The following is a 19,290-nucleotide window of genomic DNA, read 5'->3' as shown; positions in this document are numbered from 1 at the left end:
AGGCCGCGCGCGCGGCCGATGAAAGCAACGCCCGGGCCTTTCGCATAAATCGACAGACTCGCCGCGGGCAGCGCCCGACACCGCATCGCTTAGACTTCCTGCATGAAGACCTATCTCGTCGGTGGCGCCGTCCGCGATCGCCTGCTCGGCCTTGAGCCGGGCGATCGCGACTTCGTCGTCGTCGGCGAAACGCAGGCGTCGATGGAGGCGGCGGGCTTCAAGGCCGTGGGTCGCGACTTCCCGGTATTCCTGCATCCGCAGACCGGCGAGGAATATGCGCTGGCGCGTACCGAACGCAAATCCGGGCGCGGTTACCGCGGCTTCGTGGTCGACGCCGATCCGGTGGTGACGCTGGAAGAGGACCTGCAGCGCCGCGACTTCACCGTCAATGCCATCGCGCAGGACGACGCCGGCAACCTGGTCGATCCTTACGACGGCGCGCGCGATCTCGCCGCGCGCGTGCTGCGCCATGTCGGCCCGGCCTTCGCCGAGGACCCGTTGCGGGTGTTGCGTGCGGCGCGCTTCATGGCGCGCTTTGCCGCGCTCGGGTTCACCGTCGCGCCGGAAACCCGGGCGCTGATGCGGCAGATGGTCGAAGCAGGCGAGCTGGCCGACCTCACCTCCGAACGCGTCTGGCAGGAATTGCGGCGCGCGCTGGTGAGCACGACGCCGTCCGCATTCCTGCGCACCCTGCACGACTGCGGCGCGCTGCGCGTCGTGCTGCCGGAAGTCGATGCGCTGTATGGCGTGCCACAGCGCGCGGAGTTTCATCCCGAAGTCGACACCGGCATCCACATCGAACTGGTATGCGACATGGCCGCGCAGCTGGCGCCCGGCGACGAGCTGATCGCGTTCGCCGCGCTCACCCACGACCTGGGCAAGGCGCTTACGCCCGCCGACGTGCTGCCGCGACACATCGGCCACGAGGGCGCCGGGCTCGTACCGCTGCGCGCGCTGTGCGAACGCCTGAAAGTCCCGGCGGACCACCAGCAGCTGGCGCAGTGCGTGTGCCGCGAACACCTCAACGTGCACCGCATCGACGAACTGCGAGCGACGACGCTGTTCGAACTGACTTCACGCTGCGACGGCTTCCGCAGACCACAACGCATCGCGCAGATCGCACTCGCGTGCGAGGCCGACAAGCGCGGCCGCACCGGCTTCGCTGACGCCGACTATCCGCAAGGTCGCACGTTGCTGGCCGCGCATGCGGCGGCGATGGCGGTGAAGGCCAGCGACCTCGGCAGTGACCTGCAGGGCCCGGAGCTGGGCGAAGCATTGCGGCGTGCGCGCATCGCCGCGATCGCAGCGGTAACGGGACGACCGTAGGGCGGGTCTCGACCCGCCATCGTCCGCGCCGCCACGGCAGCGCCACAGCGCGGGCCCAAGCGCCAGCGCTCCGCCACCCTGTAGCAGAGGCGTCTGGCATTCCACGAGTGCGAGCGGCGGGTCGAGACCCGCCCTACCCGGCAGTCGCAACATCGCGCGCCGCCCAAAAAGAAGCCGGACGGTCGATGACCGTCCGGCATTCGGGTACCGCCTGGCAGCCGGGGCGCGAAGCGGAGTCCGCTCCGCGCCCGTCGTGCCTCAGAACTTGAAGCCGATGCGCGCGTAGTAGAAGCCGCCGTTGAAGCCGTACGGCGCGTGTACCGGGTACTTCGCACCGGCGACGCCACCCCACGGGTTCTCGTCGGGCACCTTGTCGAACAGGTTCTGCGCGCCGAGGTTGAAGTACAGGCCCGAGGCGAACTTCCAGCCGAGCTCGGCGTCCACCGTCACCGCGCTGCCGCCGTGGATCGGAAGGCCGCCGTCCGCGGCCAACACCACGTCGCTGTCGAGGTGGTCCTCGTAGAACGAGCCGTAGTAGTTCACCCGCGCATTCGCGTGGAACACCTCGCGCTGGTGGTTGACGCTGAAGTAGCCCTTGGTGCGCGGCAGTGACTCTTGCAGCTTCTTGATGCGCGCCTCGGAAATGATGCCCGGGGTGTAATCGTCCACCTCGGTCTTGTTCCAGTTGGCCGCCAGCGAGTAGGTGGTCTTGCCGCCGAAGTGGTCGGTGTCGTAGCTGGCGACCACGTCCAGGCCGTTGGTGGTGGTGTCGAAGTCGTTGACGAAGAAGCCCACCCGGCTCAGCGACGCCAGTTCGGGATGGCCACGGGCGGCCAGCTCGTCGCGCTGCGCCTGGGTCACGTCGAAGTCGGTGCTGCGGGCGATGCGGTCCGACACTTCGATGTGGTACCAGTCGGCCGTGACCAGCCAGCTGCCGCTGTTCCAGACCAGGCCCAGCGAGGCGTTCTTCGATTCCTCCGGCTTCAGCGGCTCGGCGCCCGGGAACAGGCCGACAAGCAGCGCCGGCGGCAGGGTCGCGGTGTCACGCAGCTCGCCGTCGATGAAGGCGGTGGTCACCTGGCTGACGTTGGACTGGCCCGGGGTCGGCGCGCGGAAGCCGGTGCTGATCGCACCGCGCACGGCGAAGGCCTCGGTGAAGTCGTAGCGGCCGGTCAGCTTCCAGTTGGTGGTGCCGCCGAAGTCCTCGTAGTCCTCGTGGCGGACGGCCGCGGCCAGCCGGAACTTCTCGGTGAGCGGCGCTTCGACGTCGACGTACAACGCCCAGTTGTCGCGGCTGTGCGAGCCGGCGGTGGTCGGGTTGAAGCCCGGGAAGCCGTTGGAGCCGATGCTGAAGCCCTGCTGGGTCAGCGGGCCGATCGCGTACGACGAGTAGTCGCCGGCCTTGATCTCGAACTCTTCCTTGCGCCACTCGGCGCCCATCGCCACGCTCAGCGCACCGCTGGTGAAGCTGGTGTCGAAGTCCCGGGCCACGTCGAAGTTGAAGTTGGTCTCGGTCTGCGTGTTGCCGCCGGGAGCGAATTCATTCCCGCTGGGCTGGACAGGTCCCATCGAGGAATTGATCGTGTTGAGCATGTAGAACGAGATCTCGTTCTTGCCGTAGCTGCCGCTCAGGTCCCAGTGCCAGGCATCGCCCCACACGCCCTTGACGCCGAGCGTCAGCGCGCTGTCTTCCATCCGGCCGCCGAAGTGCGGGGTGAAGCCGCCCGGGTACTGCGACAGGAAGGTGAAGCACTCCGCCGGGAGGGCGGCGACCGCGGCGGCAACGCCCGCGTACGGCAGCAGGTTGCCGCTGCCGTCGCGCAGCGCGATGGTCGGGCAGGTCACGGCGTTGCTGGTGTTGAGGTCGCCGATCAACAGGGTGTTGCCACCGTCGTTCGAAAACACGCCGCCACGCGCGGTCGGATCGCGCCAGTAGAAGCCGCCTTCGACGTCGCGCTTGGCGTAGTTGCCGAAGCCATAGAAGTCGACGCTCTCACCGGAGATGCCGAAGTTGGCGACGAACTTCATGTCCTCGTGGACCTCGGGCGAACCCCAGATCTGCGCCGGATCGCGCACGCTCGGGTAACCGGCGGCGGCATCGGCGGCGGCATCGTCGCGCTGCACGCTGCGCGAGGTCGGGTCGGCGCTGCGCCATTCGGCGGTGAGGGTGGCGAAGCCGTTCGAGGTCAGCGGCAGGCCGAGCTGGGCGCCGTACTGCTGGGTGAAACCGTCGCCTTCGTAGTACTGGCCGGCGAAGGCTTCCACGGCGCCGCCGTGGTCCAGCCGCTTCAGGCCGAAGTTGATCACGCCGGCGATGGCGTCGGAGCCGTACTGGGCGGCAGCGCCGTCACGCAGCACTTCCACCTGCTCCAGCGCCATCGACGGGAACACCGAGATGTCCGGGCCCTGCGCACCGTCCGACAGGCCGTGGCCGAGGAAGGTGATGACCGCGGCGCGGTGGCGACGCTTGCCGTTCACCAGGACCAGGGTGTTGTCCGGCGGCAGGCCGCGCAGGTTGGCGGGGCGCACCAGGGTGGCGGCGTCGTCGATCGGAATGGTGCTGACGTTGAACGACGGGATCAGCGTGCGCATCTTGTCGAGCACGTCGACCGCCGGCTGGTTGTGGAATTCCTCGCCGCCGAGGATGTCGATCGGCACCGCGGAGGTGGCCTCGGTGCGCGGCTTGGTGCGGCTACCCAGCACCGACACGGTTTCCAGCGTCGTCGGCCCCTTCTGCGCGGCGGCCTGGGGTTCGGGGGCGGGTTGCGGGCTTTCCTGGGCGAACGCAGGCACTGCGGTGCCTGCGGCAAGCGTGGCGATTACGGCCAGCGCCAGGCGATTGCGGTGGATAACGGGCATGCTCGGACTTCCTCTGCGGATTCGGATGCGGATGGCGGGAAGGGCTCCCCTGAGCCCTGGGGCCGAGCTTCAGGAATTTTTAACCTTTGCGCAAGCCGGTGGTTGGCTTTGCCGAATCATGGGATTTCGCCCGGATGGTGGCCGACGGGGCCTTCGTGCGGCCGCCGCAAGGGGCTGCCTAGGGCAACCGCCGGTCGAACCGCTCCAGCCACCGGGCGGCGCCGGTGTACGACAGGGCGAATCCCAGCGCCACGCCCAGGGTGTTGGCGAGCGCGTCGGCCGGGTCGGCCATGCGCGTGGTGGTCAACAGCGCCTGCGCGAACTCCAGCGCGACGCCGAGCAGCACCAGCCCGGCCGCGGCGCGCAGCTGCGTGCTGCGCCGCACGAACAGCAGCACGGCGAAGGCCGACAACCCGGCATAGCCCAGCAGGTGCTCGACCTTGTCGAAATTGCGCGGCACCGCCATCGTCGGCGGCGGCATCAGCGAGGCCGCGACCACCGCGGTGATCGCCAGCCCCCAGATCCCCAGCCACAGCCAGGGCCGCTTGAACCCGCGCAGCGGCCGCAAGCGCCGGGCACTCACAGGCGGAAGCTCAGGTCTCCGACCATGAAGGCGACGCCGAATTCCACGTCCTTCTCGAAGCCCATCACCTGGAAACGCTCGCCCATCTCGCTGGGCAACGTGAGCTTCTTCACCTCGTTGCGACGACGCTGCTGCTCGACCGGGTCATGCATGCGCTCGATCCGCTGCAGCGCGCCACCCATGCCGTTGCCAAGCAGGAAGCTGGCCTGCGAACAGTAGCCGGCGAAGTCGAAACCCGCGGCGAGCCCGGCCTGCGCCAACGCGGTGAAATCCACCGACGCCGTCAGGTCCTGCAGTCCCGGCCACAGCAGCACGTCGCCGTGGCCGCGATGGCGGTGGTAAGCACGGAGCGTGCCGTCGTTGCGGTCGGGCAGGTAGAACTCGCCGCGCGGATGGCCGTAGTCGACGAACAGCATCGCGCCGCGCCGCATGCCGCCGGACACGGCCTGGATCCAGTACGGCAGCTGCGGCAGCACTTCGGAGCGGTAGCCGTCCTCGAAGCGGCGATCGAGCGCGCTTTCCAGCTGGCGCACGGCGTTGCCGAGGAAACCATCGGCCGGACGCAGCGTGCGCGCGAAGCCATCGCCTTCGACGACGACATGCTCCTCGAACACCTCGCCATCGACGATGCCGAAACGCGGCGTCGGCAACGCATCGATCACTTCGTTGGCGAACAGCACGCCATCCCATTCCTCCGGCACCGGGCCATCGGGCCATTCCACCAGCTCGAACAGCGGCGGCGGCAGGTGCTCGCGCAGGTGCTCGCGCTGGCGCTGGCGCAGGTCGGCACTGGGTTCCAGGATCAGGTAGCGATCGGGCAACGCGTCCAGTTCCAGCAGGCGCTTGAGCGCGGTCCGCGCGAAGGCGCCGCTGCCGCCGCCCAGCTCCAGGAACATCGCGGTCGGGCCGATCTGCTGCAGCACCGGCGCGACGCTTTCGGCGATGCACGCGGCGAAGATAGGGCCCAGCTCCGGCGCGGTGACGAAATCGCCGCCTTCGCCGAACTTGTGCGCGCCGGCGCTGTAGTAGCCCAGGCCCGGCGCGTACAACGCCAGCTCCATGAAGCGGGAGAACGGGATCGCGCCGTCGTTGGCGGCGATTTCCTGGCGGATCAGCGCGGACAGGCGCGCGCTGTGCGCGAGCGCGTCGGCATCGGGAGTGGGGAACGAGGACATGCGGCATTATCCGGCCCGACGGAGCGGGGGCAACTGCGGATGTCGCCCGCCCGCGGCGGCCACCATCGCGAATCGTGCCCGGCCAGCAGTCGCCGCGAATCGTCGCCGCGGTCGCGACCGCATGGCCACGCGATAGCTTCGCGGATGCTGTTTCACTTCCGGTGTGCGACATTCGCCGCCACGCGCAACAACCCCGGCAGACGCTCGATGACCCCAGCCAATCCCGTCGTCCTCGTCACCGGCAGCGCCCGACGCATCGGCGCTGCGATCGCCCGCACCCTGCATGCGGCCGGCTACGACATCGCCCTGCACTGCCGCCACTCGCGCGCGCAGGCCGATGCGCTCGCGGCGGAACTCAACGCGATCCGCGCGGACAGCGCCTTCGTGCAGCAGGCGGACCTGGCGGAGTTCGATCGACTGCCGGAACTCGTCGCGCACACCATCGGTCGCTTCGGTCGGCTGGACGCGCTGGTCAACAACGCGTCCAGCTTCGAAGCCACTGCGTTCGGCACTACCACGCCGCAACAATGGGATGACCTGTTCGCCAGCAACGCGCGCGCGCCGTTCTTCCTGGCTCAGGCGGCGGCGCCGCACCTGGCGGCTACGCGCGGCGCCATCGTCAACCTCGCCGACGTGTACGCCGAACGTCCATTGCGTGGCCACGCGGTGTACAGCATGGCCAAGGCGGCACTGGTAATGATGACGCGCGCACTCGCCCTGGAACTGGGTCCCGACGTACGCGTCAATGCGCTCGCGCCGGGCGCGATCCTGTGGCCGGAAGACGGCGTTGGTGCCAGCGATCCCGCCGTGCAGGCGGCGATGCTGCAACGCACGCCGCTGGCGCGCACCGGCACGCCTGAGGAAATCGCCGGGGCCGCACTGTGGTTGCTGCGCGATGCCAGCTACACCACGGGACAGGTGCTGCGGCTGGATGGTGGGCGCCTGCTGCAGGAGTGAGTCTGCAGGAACTCGTGCGTCGAGGACGAATGCATGGTTTTCGAGGCGCCCTCGCAGTGGGTTTGGACAACCCCAGTCCTGTCATCCCGAGCGTGGCGAGGGATCTGTTTTTCCGCTGCAGAACAACAGGTCCCTCGCTACGCTCGGGGCGACATGCGAGTTGTTCTGCTGCACTCCCGGACCTGAGCCCTGCCCCGCTGCCTTGACCGGCCCAGGATGCAACGGAACGAAGCAGCGTTTCGCCACCCGATGTCGCGAAGCTGAAAGCAGCGGAGCAGAACTCCGTTCTACAGCGTGACCACCTCGAACTTCACGCCGTACTCCGGATGCGCTTCCCACAGCTCGCCCAGCGGCTGCCCGCGCACGGGATCGACGAAGCCCGGCGCGATGTCGGCCAGCGGCTTGAGCACGAAGGCGTGGCGCAGCTCCGGGCGCGGGAGGTTCAGCACGCCGGGCACTTCGAGGATCAGGTCGTCGAAGTAGATGATGTCCATGTCCAGCGTGCGGCTGGAGAACTTCACGAACTTGCGCATGCGGCCGTGCGCGTTCTCGATGCCGTGCAGCCACTTGGTCAATGCGAACGGATCGAGATCGCTGTCGATGATCGCCGCGGCATTGAAGAAATCGGGACCATCGAACCCGACCGCCGGCATCCGGTACACCGGCGAGACGATCACCTCGCCAAAGCGCGCGCGCAATGCCCGCAGCGAGGAGCGCAGGTTCTGCTCCGGATCGACGTTGCTGCCCAGGCTCAGGTACACCGGCGTGGTCGCGCGACCGAGGTCGACGGCAGGATTGCGCGGGCGCGGCGGATCGGGCCACGGCACGGCGTTGCCGCGGGACGCCTGCATCGCGGCGTCGGCAAGAATGCTGGCCGTCGCGGATCGGGTTTCGGCGGTGACGAGATCTTCGGCAGCAGGTTCCTCGACGGGCTCCTGCGCGGAAAGGTCCTGCGCGAAGACAGCCACGGGGACCGGATCGGTCGACGTCACTGTCTGCACCACCGGCGCGATCTCCGGCGCCAGCGCGAGGTCCACGGCTTCGACCGCCTGCACCGCCGGTGCCGGGATCGGATCGTCCGGCAACACGAAGACTGCGCGACGTGAGGTATCGGCAGCGGGCGTGTCGGTTGCGGGCGGCTGATCCATCGCAACTGCCGGTGCAACCGGCATCTCGACTTTGCTGTCTTGCCCGATCACCGCCGACTGGTTTTCCCGCACCTCGGGTGCACTGGCTTCGGCACCACCCTCGCGCGCCGTCGGCGCGACGGCAGTCTTGGCCATGGCGAGGCGATCGGCTGCCTTCGCGAACCAGTGCGCCGGCGCCAGCGATTCTTCATCCGGCCATTGCGCGGTCGCGACGGCGAGCGCGGCATCTTCGGCTTCTTCCAGTTCCTGCAGCGCGCGAGTGCTGGTGCGGTGCGATTGCTCCGGTTGCGACTGCACGACGAGTTCGCGCGCCTGGCGACTGCGTTCAATCATCACGCCGACCGCACGCGCGCCGCGCACCGCGCCGGGCTTGCTCAACTTGAGCCGCACGTCCTGCACGCCGAATTCGTCGAGGATCACTTCGGCGACGCGCTCGGCCAGCGTTTCCACCAGGCCATAACCCGACTGCGACACGAAATCGATGACGCGCTTGCTGACCGCCTTGTAGTCCAGCGTGTCCTTGATCAGGTCCGACGCCGCGGGCACGCGGTTGTCGAAACTCATCTCGATGTCGAACACCAGCGGCTGGCGCACGCGCCGTTCCCAATCGTAGATGCCGATCAGGGCGTCGATCTGGAGGGCTTCGATGAAGACTTTGTCCATGATCGGAAAGCAATCCGGCGCGACGGGGAGGAAGGCGATTGTGCCCATGCGCGGCGCCTTCGCAACAGTTTTTGGCGCGATGCGCGGCCGGATTTTTTCCACGGCGCCGGCAAAGTGACGCTCCGCGTCAGTCGGCGGTTTGCGTCTCCACTGCCACCAGACTGGCCATGTCCCAGCGCGGAGTGACCCGCACGGAGGCATCGGCGTGTTGCCCGGCCTGCAGGCGCAGGGCCCCGGCGAAGGCGATCATCGCGCCGTTGTCCGTGCAGAACGCCGGACGCGGGAAGCTCACGCGGCCGCCGCGGCGCTGGGCCAGGGCATGCAGCTTCGCGCGCAGGCGCTGGTTGGCGCCGACGCCGCCTGCCACCACCAGGGTGTCGCAGCCGGCCGCTTCCAATGCGCGTTCGCACTTGATCGCCAGCGTGTCGACGACGGCGTCCTCGAAGGCGCGGGCGATGTCCGCCTTGGTCTGTGCGCTGCGATCACTGTTGCGCCACGCCAGCAGCACCTGGGTCTTGAGGCCGCTGAAACTGAAGTCGAGACCGGGCCGGTCGGTCATCGGCCGGGCGAACTTGAATATGCCCGGCGTGCCCTGCTCGGCCAGCGCCGCGAGCTGCGGGCCGCCGGGGTACGGCAGGTCCATCAATTTGGCGGTCTTGTCGAAGGCTTCACCCGCGGCGTCATCCAGCGTTTCGCCGAGCAGGCGATAGCGGCCGATGGCATCCACGGCCACCAGCTGGGTGTGGCCACCCGACACCAGCAGGGCCACGAACGGCGGCCGGGTGGTGGCGTCTTCCATCAGCGGAGCGAGCAGGTGGCCTTCCATGTGGTGGACGTCGATCGCCGGGACATCCAGCGCCCACGCCAGCGACCGCGCCACGCCGGCGCCGACCAATAGCGCGCCGACCAGCCCTGGGCCTGCGGTGTAAGCGACGCCGTCGATCTCCGCCACGGTCATGCCCGCCTCGGCCAGGGTCTGGCGGATCAGCGGCAGCAGCTTGCGGACGTGGTCGCGACTGGCCAGCTCCGGCACCACGCCGCCGTATTCGGCGTGCAGCGCGATCTGGCTGTAGAGGGCGTGCGCACGCAGGCCGGTTGCCGTGTCGTACACGGCGACACCGGTTTCGTCGCAGCTGGTTTCGATGCCGAGGACTTTCATGCACGCAATATGGGGGTGAAAAGCTGTGGAGTAAAAACGTAGGGCGGAACCCGCGAGCGGATTCCGCCTGGCACGGCCGGCCTGAAACCCAGTGCCTTGTTTCAATGGTCTTAAGTCGCTGGATGACCGGCTTCGCCGTTGTGAAGCGCTTCCCGCCTTCGCGGGGGTGACGGCAACTATTCGGTCACCGCCAAAGCCCCGGAACAGCATCAACGTTGGCCCGGTTGTCGCGGGCCCGGCCGCCTCGGCTGGCGGAAGTCCGGATTCCGGATTGCCCGGCCGCGGGATCCGCTGCCCGGGCCCCGCCCGCACCCGGGTTGCACGATGCGGGGGGTGGTCGCTATCATACGCGGCTCCCCCGGTCGGACCGGGTCGGCCCATTAACGAGATTACGTATGCCCAGCGTCAAAGTCCGCGAAAACGAGCCCTTCGAGTTTGCGCTCCGCCGCTTCAAGCGCACCTGCGAAAAGGCCGGTGTCCTCGCCGAGACCCGCAAGCGCGAGTTCTATGAGAAGCCGACGCAGGAACGCAAGCGCAAGGCTGCCGCCGCGGTGAAGCGTCAGGCGCGCCGCAGCTCGCGCGACGTCACCAAGCGTCAGCGCCTGTACTGATCGCGCGGCGGGCCCAGCCCGCCCCACGCTGTCATGGCAGAAGCCGGCCGCGCCATTGCGCTGCCGGCTTTTTGCGTTTCTGAAATGTCGCCCCAGCACTCCCGAAGGCGCTAGCAGAGCGGATACCGCGGCCGCAGCCGATGATGGCGAGCAGCAAGAAGCCGCACCCAGCCGCAGTTCCTTCGCTGCGCCCGGAATGACAGCCCTCCCCAGCACGCACCCACCCCAACACCCAGGAAGCGACCATGTCCCTCAAGCAACGCCTCACCGAAGACATGAAGGCCGCCATGAAGTCCGGCGACAAGGACACCCTCGGCGTGATCCGCCTGATCAACGCCGCGATCAAGCAGCGCGAAGTCGACGAGCGCATCGAGCTCGATGACGCCGCCGTCATCGCCGTGCTGGAAAAGGGGGTCAAGCAGCGCAGGGACTCCATCGCCCAGTTCGAAGCCGCCAGCCGCGAGGACCTGGCCGCGATCGAGCGCGCCGAGATGACCGTGATCGAGCGCTACCTGCCCGCCAAGATGGGCGAAGCCGAGATCCGCGCCGCCATCGATGAAGCCGTCGTGCAGTCCGGCGCCGCCGGTCCGGCTGACATGGGCAAGGTGATGGGCGTGCTCAAGCCGAAGCTGGCCGGCCAGGCCGACATGGGCCTGGTGTCGACCCTGCTGAAGCAGCGCCTCGCGGGTTGAACCCGTGTTCGGCTGGCTCACCGGCCGGTTCAAACCGGGACTGCCGGTCGAGGACCGGGTCTGGCTGGACGCCAACGCCTGCCTCAACGGGCTGCGCGGCGATGTCGAACGCGCGCTGCGCTTTGGCGACGCCGTCCTGCTGCTGACCCAGCTCGGCAGCGACGCCGGCAACTTCGCCCACGACCTGTCCGCCCATGCGCCGCGGCTGGCCAGCGACCGCTTCGCCGCCGACGATCTGTACGGCCAGCTGGCGGGACGCGCGGCGCTGGGCATCACCACGGTCGACAGCCTGCGTCCGCTCGCTTCCAAAAGCGCGGCACCGTCGCGTGCGCCGCTGCAGGTGCACGTACGTGGCCGCGCGCTGCGCCGCAGCGATGACCAGCGTCTGCTCGACCTGCTCACGCCGTGGTCGCCGCAACGGGTGGTATTCCACCACGCGCTGGACGACACCCTGCTCGCCCAGCACGCGTTGAAGCTCAAGCCGCTGCTGCAACGCCTGGGCCTGACACCGGACACCCCGATCACCCATGCCTCGTTGTCGCGGGCGATAGTGAAAGCACAGCAGCCCTAGAGCCTCGCTACGTCCGAACAAGTCAGATGTCGTCCCCAGCGCAGCGAGGGATCTGCTGTTTCGCCGGAAAGAAAGATCCCTCGCTGCGCTCGGGATGACACATCAAGAAGTTCGTCGACGCTTGTAGCGCCCTGCCGGTGACGCAGCGGCCGCGCCGAAGCCGAAGCCGCGCATCACGCGCCCAGCGGCCCGGACCCGAGCGATCACGGCGCCACGCGACTACAGTGGCTTCCATCGTTTCCACAGGCATCCATTCGCACCGCCATGATCCCGACGCCCCGCCCCGGAGTGACCCTGCGACCCGCCACGCGCGATGACGTTGGCCTGATCCTGTCGCTGATCCGCGAACTCGCGCTGTACGAGCGCGAACCCGATGCCGTCCTCGCCGACGAAGCGCTGCTCATCGCCAACCTGTTCGGAGAACGACCCGGCGCGGAAGTCGTGATCGCGGATGTCGACGGACAGCCCGCCGGCTTCGCCCTGTTCTTCCACAATTTCTCGACCTGGCTGGGCCGACGCGGCCTGTACCTGGAGGACCTGTTCGTGCGCCCGGCATTCCGTGGCCGCGGCGTCGGCCAGGTGCTGATGGCCTACCTGGCGAAGCTCGCGGTCGAGCGCGGTTGCGGCCGCTTCGAATGGTCGGTGCTGGACTGGAACACGCCGGCGATCGACTTCTATCGCCACCTGGGCGCCGTCGGCATGGACGAATGGACCGTGCAGCGCCTCACCGGCGATTCGTTGCATGCGCTGGCGGCGGGTTTCGACGCTGCGCCGCGCGACTGATCGCGTAGCATCGCTGCACCCATGGCCCGCATCCCCGACGCCTTCATCGATGACCGCGCAGCGATGACACTCGCTTGCGACGCTGCCGGCCGCGCCGCCGCGCGCCAGTGGTGCCTGCGCGTGGAAGGCAGACGCGATTGCGAAAGCCCCTCGACATCCCGGGTGGCATGACATGGCCCGCATTCCTGACGCCTTCATCGATGACTTGCTCGCACGATCCGACATCGTGGAGATCATCGGTGCGCGCGTGCCGCTCAAGCGCCAGGGGAAGGAGTACTCGGCGCGCTGCCCGTTCCATGACGAGCGCTCGCCATCGTTCACCGTGTCGCCGACCAAGCAGTTCTATCACTGCTTCGGTTGCGGCGCGCACGGCACCGCGCTGTCGTTCCTGATCAACTACGACCGGCTCGAATTCCTCGATGCGGTGGAGGAGCTGGCCAAGCGCATCGGCGTGGAAGTGCCGCGCGACACCCAGCAGCGCAACGCCAATCCGGACACCCAGGACCTCTACGGCGTCGTCGACACCGCGGCGAAATTCTTCCGCAAGCAGCTCGGCTCCAGCGCGAAGGCGCAGGCCTACCTCGACGGCCGTGGCGTGTGCGAAGCGATCCGTGAGCAGTTCCAGATCGGCTACGCGCCCGACGGCTTCAATGCGCTGCGCGATGCGCTCGGCGGCGACGATCGCCGGATGAAACTGCTGGAGCGCGGCGGCCTGTTCTCGAAGAACGATCGCGGCCACGTCTACGACAAGTTCCGCGACCGGGTGATGTTCCCGATCGCCGACCGTCGCGGCCGCGTGATCGCGTTCGGCGGGCGCGTGCTCGAGAAGGACGACAGCCCGAAATACCTCAACTCGCCGGAGACGCCGCTGTTCCACAAGGGCCGCGAGCTTTACGGCCTGTGGCAAGTGCGCCAGGCGCACAACAAGATCGACAAGCTGGTCGTCGTCGAAGGCTATATGGATGTCGTCGCGCTGTTCCAGCACGGCGTCGACTGCGCGGTGGCGACGCTGGGCACCGCGACCACGCCCGACCACGCCGAGCTGCTGTTTCGCAACGCGCCGGACGTGTTCTTCTGCTTCGACGGCGACCGCGCCGGTCGCGCCGCCGCATGGAAGGCGGTGGAATCCGTGCTGCCGCGCATGAAGGACGGGCGCCAGGCGTTCTTCCTGTTCCTGCCGGACGGCGAGGATCCGGATTCGCTGGTGCGCAGCGAGGGCCGAGAAGGTTTCGAGGCACGCCTGCGCGACGCCACGCCGCTGTCGCAATTCCTCTTCGACTCGCTAAGCGTCGACGTGAACCTGACTACGCTGGAAGGCAAGGGCCGGCTGGCCGAACGCGCCAAGCCGCTACTGGCGCAGATTCCCGACGGCGCCTTCGGCGACCTGATGAAGCAACGCCTGACCGAACTCACCGGCGTCGGTGCGCGCGCGAGCACGCCCGATACGCACGTCCCCGCGCAGCGCGCCAACGCGCGCATGGGCGCGACGCAGGCGAACAAACCCTCACTGGTCCGCAGCGCGATCACCCTGCTGCTGCAGCAGCCCTCGGTGGCGCTGTCATTGCCGTCGTCGCTGCACTTCGCCTCGCTGGAGCAACCCGGCGTGAGCCTGCTGGTGGAACTGGTCGAACTCGTGCACGAGCGCCCGGACATTTCCACCGGCCTGATCCTCGAACACTTCGGCGATCGCCCGGAAGCCCCAGCGCTGTCGAAACTGGCGATGGCCCGCGCGGTGGAGTCCACCGCGGTGACGATGATGGATTCGCAGGCACTGGACGACGATGACAAGCGTACGCAGACCTTCCTCGACGCGGTGTCGCGCCTGGAAACGCAGGCGATCCACCAGCGCATCGAGCGGCTACAGGAGCGACTGTCGTCGCTGGTGGAAGCCGAGCGGCAGGAGCTGCGCGAGCTGCTGGTATTGCGCGCGCAGAACCGACGCTGATAGGACAACGCTTTCTGCCCATAGCTTGGCGCCGCAGGCGCAAGTCGAAGGGCCGGATACGCATCGTTCCTTCGACTTCGCTTCGCTACGCTGAGAATGAGCGGAGTGAATAGCTGACGCAGCTCGAATTCGACCTGGCTCCAGAAATGAATCGGCCCGCACGTAGCGGGCCGATTGCTTTCCCATCCGCCGCCCGACCTCGTCAACACACGAGGTCAGCGACGTACCTTCGTTTCCATCACGCCGTCAGGGTGCGACCTTCCACTCCGGACTGACGGTCACCAGGTTCTTCTTGGTCGCCGTGCTCGCCGAGTACCACAAGGCATTGCCACCCGTCGACGCATTGCGCCACACGAGATCCGAATTGCCGTCGCCGTTGTAGTCCCCGGTAGCCGCCACGATCCAGGCCTGGTCGGTGACGCCGGTGATGGCCTGCTGCCTGGTGGAGAGCGCCGACTTCCAGATCGTGTTCGCGCCGGTCGTGCCATTGCGCCAGAGCAGGTCCGACTTCCTGTCGCCATCGAAGTCACCCACGCCGACGATCTTCCACTGCTGGTTGGTCACGGCCGTCAGGTTCTGGCTGGTGGCGAAGTTCGCCGAGAACCACACGGTATTGACCCCCGTGGACGTGTTGCGCCAGACGATGTCCGCCCGGCGATCCGCGTTGAAGTCGCCCACGCCGGCTACGATCCAGGCGGCGCTGGCCACGCTTGCGAGGGTCTGGCGGTTGGCGTAGCTGGCCGACTTCCAGATCGAGTTCGCACCGGTGGTGCTGTTGCGCCACAGCAGGTCGGCCTTTCCGTCGCCGTCAAAATCGCCTGCACCCACGATCTTCCAATTCAGGTCGGACACCGTGCTCAGGGTCTGGACGGTCGTCGCGCTGGCCGAGTACCAGAGGGTATTGGCACCGCTTGCCTCGTTGCGCCAGACCACGTCTGCCTTGCCGTCGCCATTGAAGTCGTCCGTCGCGGCAATCTTCCAGTTCACGTCGCCCTGTGCGGTGACCGCCTGCTGGCTGGTCGAGGCAGCCGAGCGCCAGATCGCGTTCTGGCCCGTGGCGCCGTTGCGCCAGAACAGGTCGGCACGGCGGTCGCCGTCGAAATCGTCCGCGACCGGGCGCGGCCGCGTGCCCTTGATCACGCGACCGCTGTTGGTCGTGACGTAGATGTCGCCGAACCCATCGAGTGCCACGCCCGCTGCGCTATGGACCCAACCCGGCACGCTCTCGATGATGCCGGCAGGCGTCACCCGGCGCAGCGTTCCCCCCGCGATGTACACGGTTCCATCCAGATCCACTGCCAACCCGGTGCCCCGGTAGAGCTGCGCACTGGTGGCCAGGCCGCCATCGCCACCACCGCCCGCCTCGCCGTTGCCGGCCACCGTGGTGATGATGCCGTCCGGCGTAACCTTGCGGACACGGCGGTTGTAGTAGTCGCTGATGTACAGGTTGCCCTTCGTATCGAGCGCAAGGGCAGTCGGGTTGTTAAGGGATGCGCTGGTGGCGGGGCCGCCATCGCCGCTGAAACCGGCCGTGCCGTTGCCGGCGATGGTCGTGATCAGGCCAGCCGGGGTCACCTTGCGCACGCGATGGTTGCCGCCATCGGAGATGTAAAGGTTGCCGCCGGCATCCATCACCACCCCATGCGGATCCATGCCCGCGTTGGCGGCAGAACCACCATCACCACCATAGGCGCTGGCTCCCGTCCCCGCGTACTTACGCAGGTAACCGTCGACAACCTGGTACACCCGGTTGTTGCCGTAGTCGGCCAGGTAGAGGGCGCCCGTCGCGTCAACGGTCAGACCCTTGACGTAACCGATGCCGACCTGGGTAGCAGGCCCGTCACCGGCGAACCAGTCGCCGTTGCCGGCCGCGGTGTCGATGGTGCCGTTGGGCGCGATCCTGCGCACGCGCTGGTTGAAGAAGGTGTCCGCGACGAACACGTTGCCCGCCGTGTCGACCGCGACTCCCTGGGGTCGCGATAGCACCGCTGCGGTAGCCGGACCGCCGTCGCCGGCGAACGTGCCGGCACCGGCGACCGTGAAGATGATCGAGTCGGGATAGGGTCCCGAGATGTAGAGAATGCGGCCCAGATCAGGGTCAGCGAAAATCAGGCCGCCTTCCGAATCCACGGCCATTCCTTCCGGCGTGCTGAATCCCGCGGAGATGGCCGGAATGCCGTCGCCGTGATCGTTGCAGGTCTTGTCACCGGCGTACACGTTGATGATCCCGAATTCCACGCGTCGGATGGAGCAGTAGCCATCGGAAACCAGGAGTCTGCCCAGCGGGTCGACGGCCACGCTGCGAGGATAGAAGAGGGTGGCTTCGGTCGCCGGCCCGCCGTCGCCACTGGAAGAGGCCACGCCGGTGCCAACGACCGTAGTGATCACGCCAGCGGGCGTCACCTGGCGAATGCGGCTATTCGAGGTGTCGGCGATGTAAAGGTTGCCTGCTGCATCCACTGCGAGGCCTTCGGGGTGGTTCAGGATGGCAGCCGTGGCCGCACCGCCGTCACCCGAATAGCCTGCGGTGCCATTTCCCGCCACCGTACTGATCGTGCCAGCGGGCGTTACTTTGCGGACGACGCTGGCATCAACGTCGGAGATATAGAGGTTGCCGGACGCATCAATCGCCAGGCCATAGGGATAGCCCAGGCTGGCGCTGGTGGCCGCACCGCCATCGCCGCTGTTGCCCTTGGTGCCGTTACCGGCAATCGTGGTGATCACGCCATTGGGCGCGATCTTGCGGACTCGGCTGTTGCCCATGTCGACGAAATAGATCGCGCCCGTGCCATCGATGACCATCCCGGCGGGGGCGTTGACGGTCGCAGCGCTGGCCACCCCACCGTCGCCGCCAAAGCCTGGCGTGCCGTTGCCCGCCAGGGTGGTGATCGTCCCGTTGACTGCCGATACCCGGCGGATGCGGTTCTCGTAGAACTGCGTGATGTAGATGTTGCCTTGGCCATCGCGGGCGACACCGACGGGATTGGCCACGTTGGCACTGGTCGCCGGGCCACCATCGCCGACAACGCCGCCGGCGATCGTCTGGAAGTTGAACTGCTGGGCCATCGCGGTGGCCCAGGATCCCGACAGCAGCACCAGCAACGATGCCTTCACGCACAAACCCACGACACTGCGCATCGGGCGAAGGCTATTCGCCCGCTTCTCAACCATCCGGAACATCAATTTCCCCTTGAGATTCGGGGTCGCAGTCAGCGCGACCCTGCGCCGCAATGATATCAAGCCGATTGATTCACTCAGGTTTCGGTCGTCCCATCTAGAGGTTCATGAGCCCGTCCGCGGTGTCTCGGGACGTTGGTTCGCGGCAGTGTCAGTGAACGTCCTTGAACACCTCACCGCCCTTCATCACGAACGGCACCGATTCCAGCAGCGTTACGTCGCTGGTCGGATCGCCCGGCACCGCGATGATGTCGGCGTAGCGACCGGTTTCGACCGCGCCGACGTCGTCGCGACCCAATGCCTGCGATGCGTTGAACGTCGCCGCCTGGATCGCCTGCATCGGCGTCATGCCGTATTTCACCATCCAGCGGAACTGCTTGCCGTTGTCGCCGTGCGGGTAGATGCCGGCGTCGGTGCCGTAGACCATCTTCACGCCGGCCGCATTCGCCTTGCGGAAGCCATCGCGCTGCGCCTGCGCGATCTCGCGATCCTTGCGCAGGTTGTCTTCCAGGGTGCCGTTGCTGCTGCCGACGGCCTGCGTGTATTCGGTGTTGTAGATGTCCATCGACAACCAGGCGCCGTGCTGCTTCGCCAGCTTGATGCCCTCGTCGTCGATCAGGCTGGCGTGCTCGATGGTGTCGACGCCTGCGCGGATCGCGTCCTTGATGCCCGAGGCGCCGTGCGCATGCGCGGCCACCTTCAGCCCCCATTGGTGCGCTTCTTCCACGATCGCACGCATCTCCGCGAGGCTGAGCTGTTGCTGGCCGGGCTCGGTGTTGTGCGAGAACACGCCGCCGGTCGCGCAGATCTTGATCACCTGCGCGCCATACTTGCGCAGCAGGCGCACGACCTTGCGCCCTTCCTCCGGACTGTCGGCGTTGTAGGGGCTCTTCTCGTCCATCGACGGCGGGAAGAACGTGGAGTCGCAGTGGCCACCGGTGGCGCCGAAGGCGTAGGTCGCGGTGACGACGCGCGGTCCCGGAACCTTGCCGGCGTCGATCGCCTCGCGCAGGCCGACGTCGTTCCACGCATCCGAGCCCACGTTGCGCACGGTGGTGAAACCGGCTTTCAGCGTCTTCTCCGCATGCGGGACCGTCAGCACCGACCAGAAGCGGTCGTTGAACTCCAGGTCGGTGTAGCCGCCGTACTCGGGATCGCTGTCCAGGTGCACGTGCATGTCGATCAGGCCGGGCAGCAGGGTCATGCCGGGCAGGTCGATGCGACGCGCTTCGGCAGGCGCGTCATCACCGGCATGGCCGACTGCGGCGATGCGGCCATTGCGGACCACGACCTGCGGATTGTCGATCACGCGTCCGCTGCGCACGTCGAGCAGGTGCGCGGCAGTGATCACCGTCGCCTTGTCGGGTGCGACGGATGCGGGCTCGGCGGGCGTTTGTCCGGCAGCAGTCGCGCCGCCTGCCATCACTGCCAGGCATACGACGGCGGCAAGGCTCCATCGGTTACGTCGGCGGGCCGACGTACTTGCGGTGGCTGGCGATTGGTTGCGCATGCGGAGGCCCGGTCGATGTCGAGGCATCGAGTATAGGCAACGCCGAAGAGCACGCCGCGTGGCGACGCGATGCGGGGATCAACCCGTAAATCCGGCCAAGTCCGGCAAGCTCGGTGACTTTCGAAGGGCAA

Annotated in this window: 16 protein-coding genes and 1 pseudogene; 9 read left to right on the top strand and 8 right to left on the bottom strand. The window is 67.6% G+C overall.

From position 1 onward, the window contains the following. Nucleotides 1-102 precede the first annotated feature (102 nt). Entirely contained in the window at nucleotides 103-1,326 is a 1,224-nt protein-coding gene (locus ACYVD7_RS02770) for a multifunctional CCA addition/repair protein (protein ID WP_460758812.1), read from the top strand. Between the two features lie 258 nt (nucleotides 1,327-1,584). Here ACYVD7_RS02770 and ACYVD7_RS02765 read toward each other — a convergent pair whose 3' ends face one another. The 3 genes from ACYVD7_RS02765 to ACYVD7_RS02755 form a co-directional block, all read right to left on the bottom strand. Beyond that, nucleotides 1,585-4,185, bottom strand: a complete 2,601-nt coding sequence (locus tag ACYVD7_RS02765) for a TonB-dependent receptor plug domain-containing protein (RefSeq protein WP_460758810.1) — start codon at nucleotides 4,183-4,185, stop codon at nucleotides 1,585-1,587. A gap of 178 nt (nucleotides 4,186-4,363) precedes the next feature. Beyond that, nucleotides 4,364-4,768, bottom strand: a complete 405-nt coding sequence (locus ACYVD7_RS02760; protein ID WP_460758809.1) for a VanZ family protein — start codon at nucleotides 4,766-4,768, stop codon at nucleotides 4,364-4,366. Next, nucleotides 4,765-5,943: a class I SAM-dependent methyltransferase gene (locus ACYVD7_RS02755; protein ID WP_460758807.1), complete on the bottom strand. Its 1,179-nt coding sequence runs from the start codon at nucleotides 5,941-5,943 to the stop codon at nucleotides 4,765-4,767. The genes ACYVD7_RS02760 and ACYVD7_RS02755 overlap by 4 nt, the downstream gene beginning before the upstream one ends. A 207-nt stretch (nucleotides 5,944-6,150) precedes the next feature. Here ACYVD7_RS02755 and ACYVD7_RS02750 point away from each other — a divergent pair, with 207 nt between their 5' ends. Continuing rightward, nucleotides 6,151-6,900, top strand: a complete 750-nt coding sequence (locus ACYVD7_RS02750) for a pteridine reductase (protein ID WP_460758805.1) — start codon at nucleotides 6,151-6,153, stop codon at nucleotides 6,898-6,900. A 287-nt stretch (nucleotides 6,901-7,187) separates the two neighbouring features. On the opposite strand, the gene folK is transcribed toward ACYVD7_RS02750, so the two are convergent. Both folK and folB read right to left on the bottom strand, forming a co-directional pair. Then, nucleotides 7,188-7,661, bottom strand: coding sequence for a 2-amino-4-hydroxy-6-hydroxymethyldihydropteridine diphosphokinase (folK, locus tag ACYVD7_RS02745; protein WP_460759774.1), 474 nt, complete (start codon nucleotides 7,659-7,661; stop codon nucleotides 7,188-7,190). A 702-nt stretch (nucleotides 7,662-8,363) separates the two neighbouring features. Further along, nucleotides 8,364-8,711, bottom strand: a pseudogene (gene folB, locus ACYVD7_RS02740) (dihydroneopterin aldolase); the annotation flags it as partial. Between folB and ACYVD7_RS02735 the strand changes: the two are divergent. After that, nucleotides 8,695-8,829 (top strand): hypothetical protein, encoded by a 135-nt coding sequence (locus tag ACYVD7_RS02735; protein ID WP_460758804.1) that lies wholly within the window; start codon nucleotides 8,695-8,697, stop codon nucleotides 8,827-8,829. The pseudogene folB and the gene ACYVD7_RS02735 overlap by 17 nt on opposite strands. 9 nt (nucleotides 8,830-8,838) lie before the next feature. On the opposite strand, the gene tsaD is transcribed toward ACYVD7_RS02735, so the two are convergent. Further along, complete coding sequence (tsaD, locus tag ACYVD7_RS02730; protein WP_460758802.1) at nucleotides 8,839-9,870, bottom strand: tRNA (adenosine(37)-N6)-threonylcarbamoyltransferase complex transferase subunit TsaD; 1,032 nt, start codon at nucleotides 9,868-9,870, stop codon at nucleotides 8,839-8,841. A 395-nt stretch (nucleotides 9,871-10,265) separates the two neighbouring features. Between tsaD and rpsU the strand changes: the two genes are divergently transcribed. The 6 genes from rpsU to dnaG all read left to right on the top strand — a co-directional run bounded on the left by rpsU (nucleotide 10,266) and on the right by dnaG (nucleotide 14,472). Further along, nucleotides 10,266-10,481 carry a 30S ribosomal protein S21 gene (gene rpsU, locus ACYVD7_RS02725; RefSeq protein ID WP_056134345.1) on the top strand — a complete coding sequence of 72 codons (216 nt, stop codon included), beginning with the start codon at nucleotides 10,266-10,268 and terminating at the stop codon, nucleotides 10,479-10,481. Between the two features lie 245 nt (nucleotides 10,482-10,726). Further along, complete coding sequence (locus ACYVD7_RS02720; RefSeq protein ID WP_460758801.1) at nucleotides 10,727-11,173, top strand: GatB/YqeY domain-containing protein; 447 nt, start codon at nucleotides 10,727-10,729, stop codon at nucleotides 11,171-11,173. A gap of 4 nt (nucleotides 11,174-11,177) precedes the next feature. Next, nucleotides 11,178-11,744 carry a hypothetical protein gene (locus ACYVD7_RS02715; RefSeq protein WP_460758799.1) on the top strand — a complete coding sequence of 189 codons (567 nt, stop codon included), beginning with the start codon at nucleotides 11,178-11,180 and terminating at the stop codon, nucleotides 11,742-11,744. 264 nt (nucleotides 11,745-12,008) lie between these two features. Further along, nucleotides 12,009-12,527 carry a GNAT family N-acetyltransferase gene (locus ACYVD7_RS02710; protein WP_460758797.1) on the top strand — a complete coding sequence of 173 codons (519 nt, stop codon included), beginning with the start codon at nucleotides 12,009-12,011 and terminating at the stop codon, nucleotides 12,525-12,527. A gap of 21 nt (nucleotides 12,528-12,548) precedes the next feature. Beyond that, nucleotides 12,549-12,698, top strand: a complete 150-nt coding sequence (locus tag ACYVD7_RS02705; RefSeq protein WP_460758796.1) for a hypothetical protein — start codon at nucleotides 12,549-12,551, stop codon at nucleotides 12,696-12,698. 1 nt (nucleotide 12,699) lies between these two features. Beyond that, nucleotides 12,700-14,472 (top strand): DNA primase, encoded by a 1,773-nt coding sequence (dnaG, locus tag ACYVD7_RS02700; RefSeq protein ID WP_460758794.1) that lies wholly within the window; start codon nucleotides 12,700-12,702, stop codon nucleotides 14,470-14,472. Nucleotides 14,473-14,718: 246 nt separating this feature from the next. Here the strand turns inward: dnaG and ACYVD7_RS02695 are convergent, their stop codons facing one another. Both ACYVD7_RS02695 and ACYVD7_RS02690 read right to left on the bottom strand, forming a co-directional pair. Next, on the bottom strand, nucleotides 14,719-17,610 hold the full coding sequence (locus ACYVD7_RS02695; RefSeq protein ID WP_460758792.1) for an NHL domain-containing protein: 2,892 nt from the start codon (nucleotides 17,608-17,610) through the stop codon (nucleotides 14,719-14,721). Between the two features lie 190 nt (nucleotides 17,611-17,800). After that, entirely contained in the window at nucleotides 17,801-19,072 is a 1,272-nt protein-coding gene (locus ACYVD7_RS02690; RefSeq protein WP_460758790.1) for a Xaa-Pro dipeptidase, read from the bottom strand. Nucleotides 19,073-19,290: the final 218 nt, after the last annotated feature.

This window comes from Lysobacter fragariae (assembly GCF_054779775.1).
The sequence above is the reverse complement of the archived record's forward strand: the minus strand, read 5'-3'. Positions and strand labels throughout refer to the sequence as shown.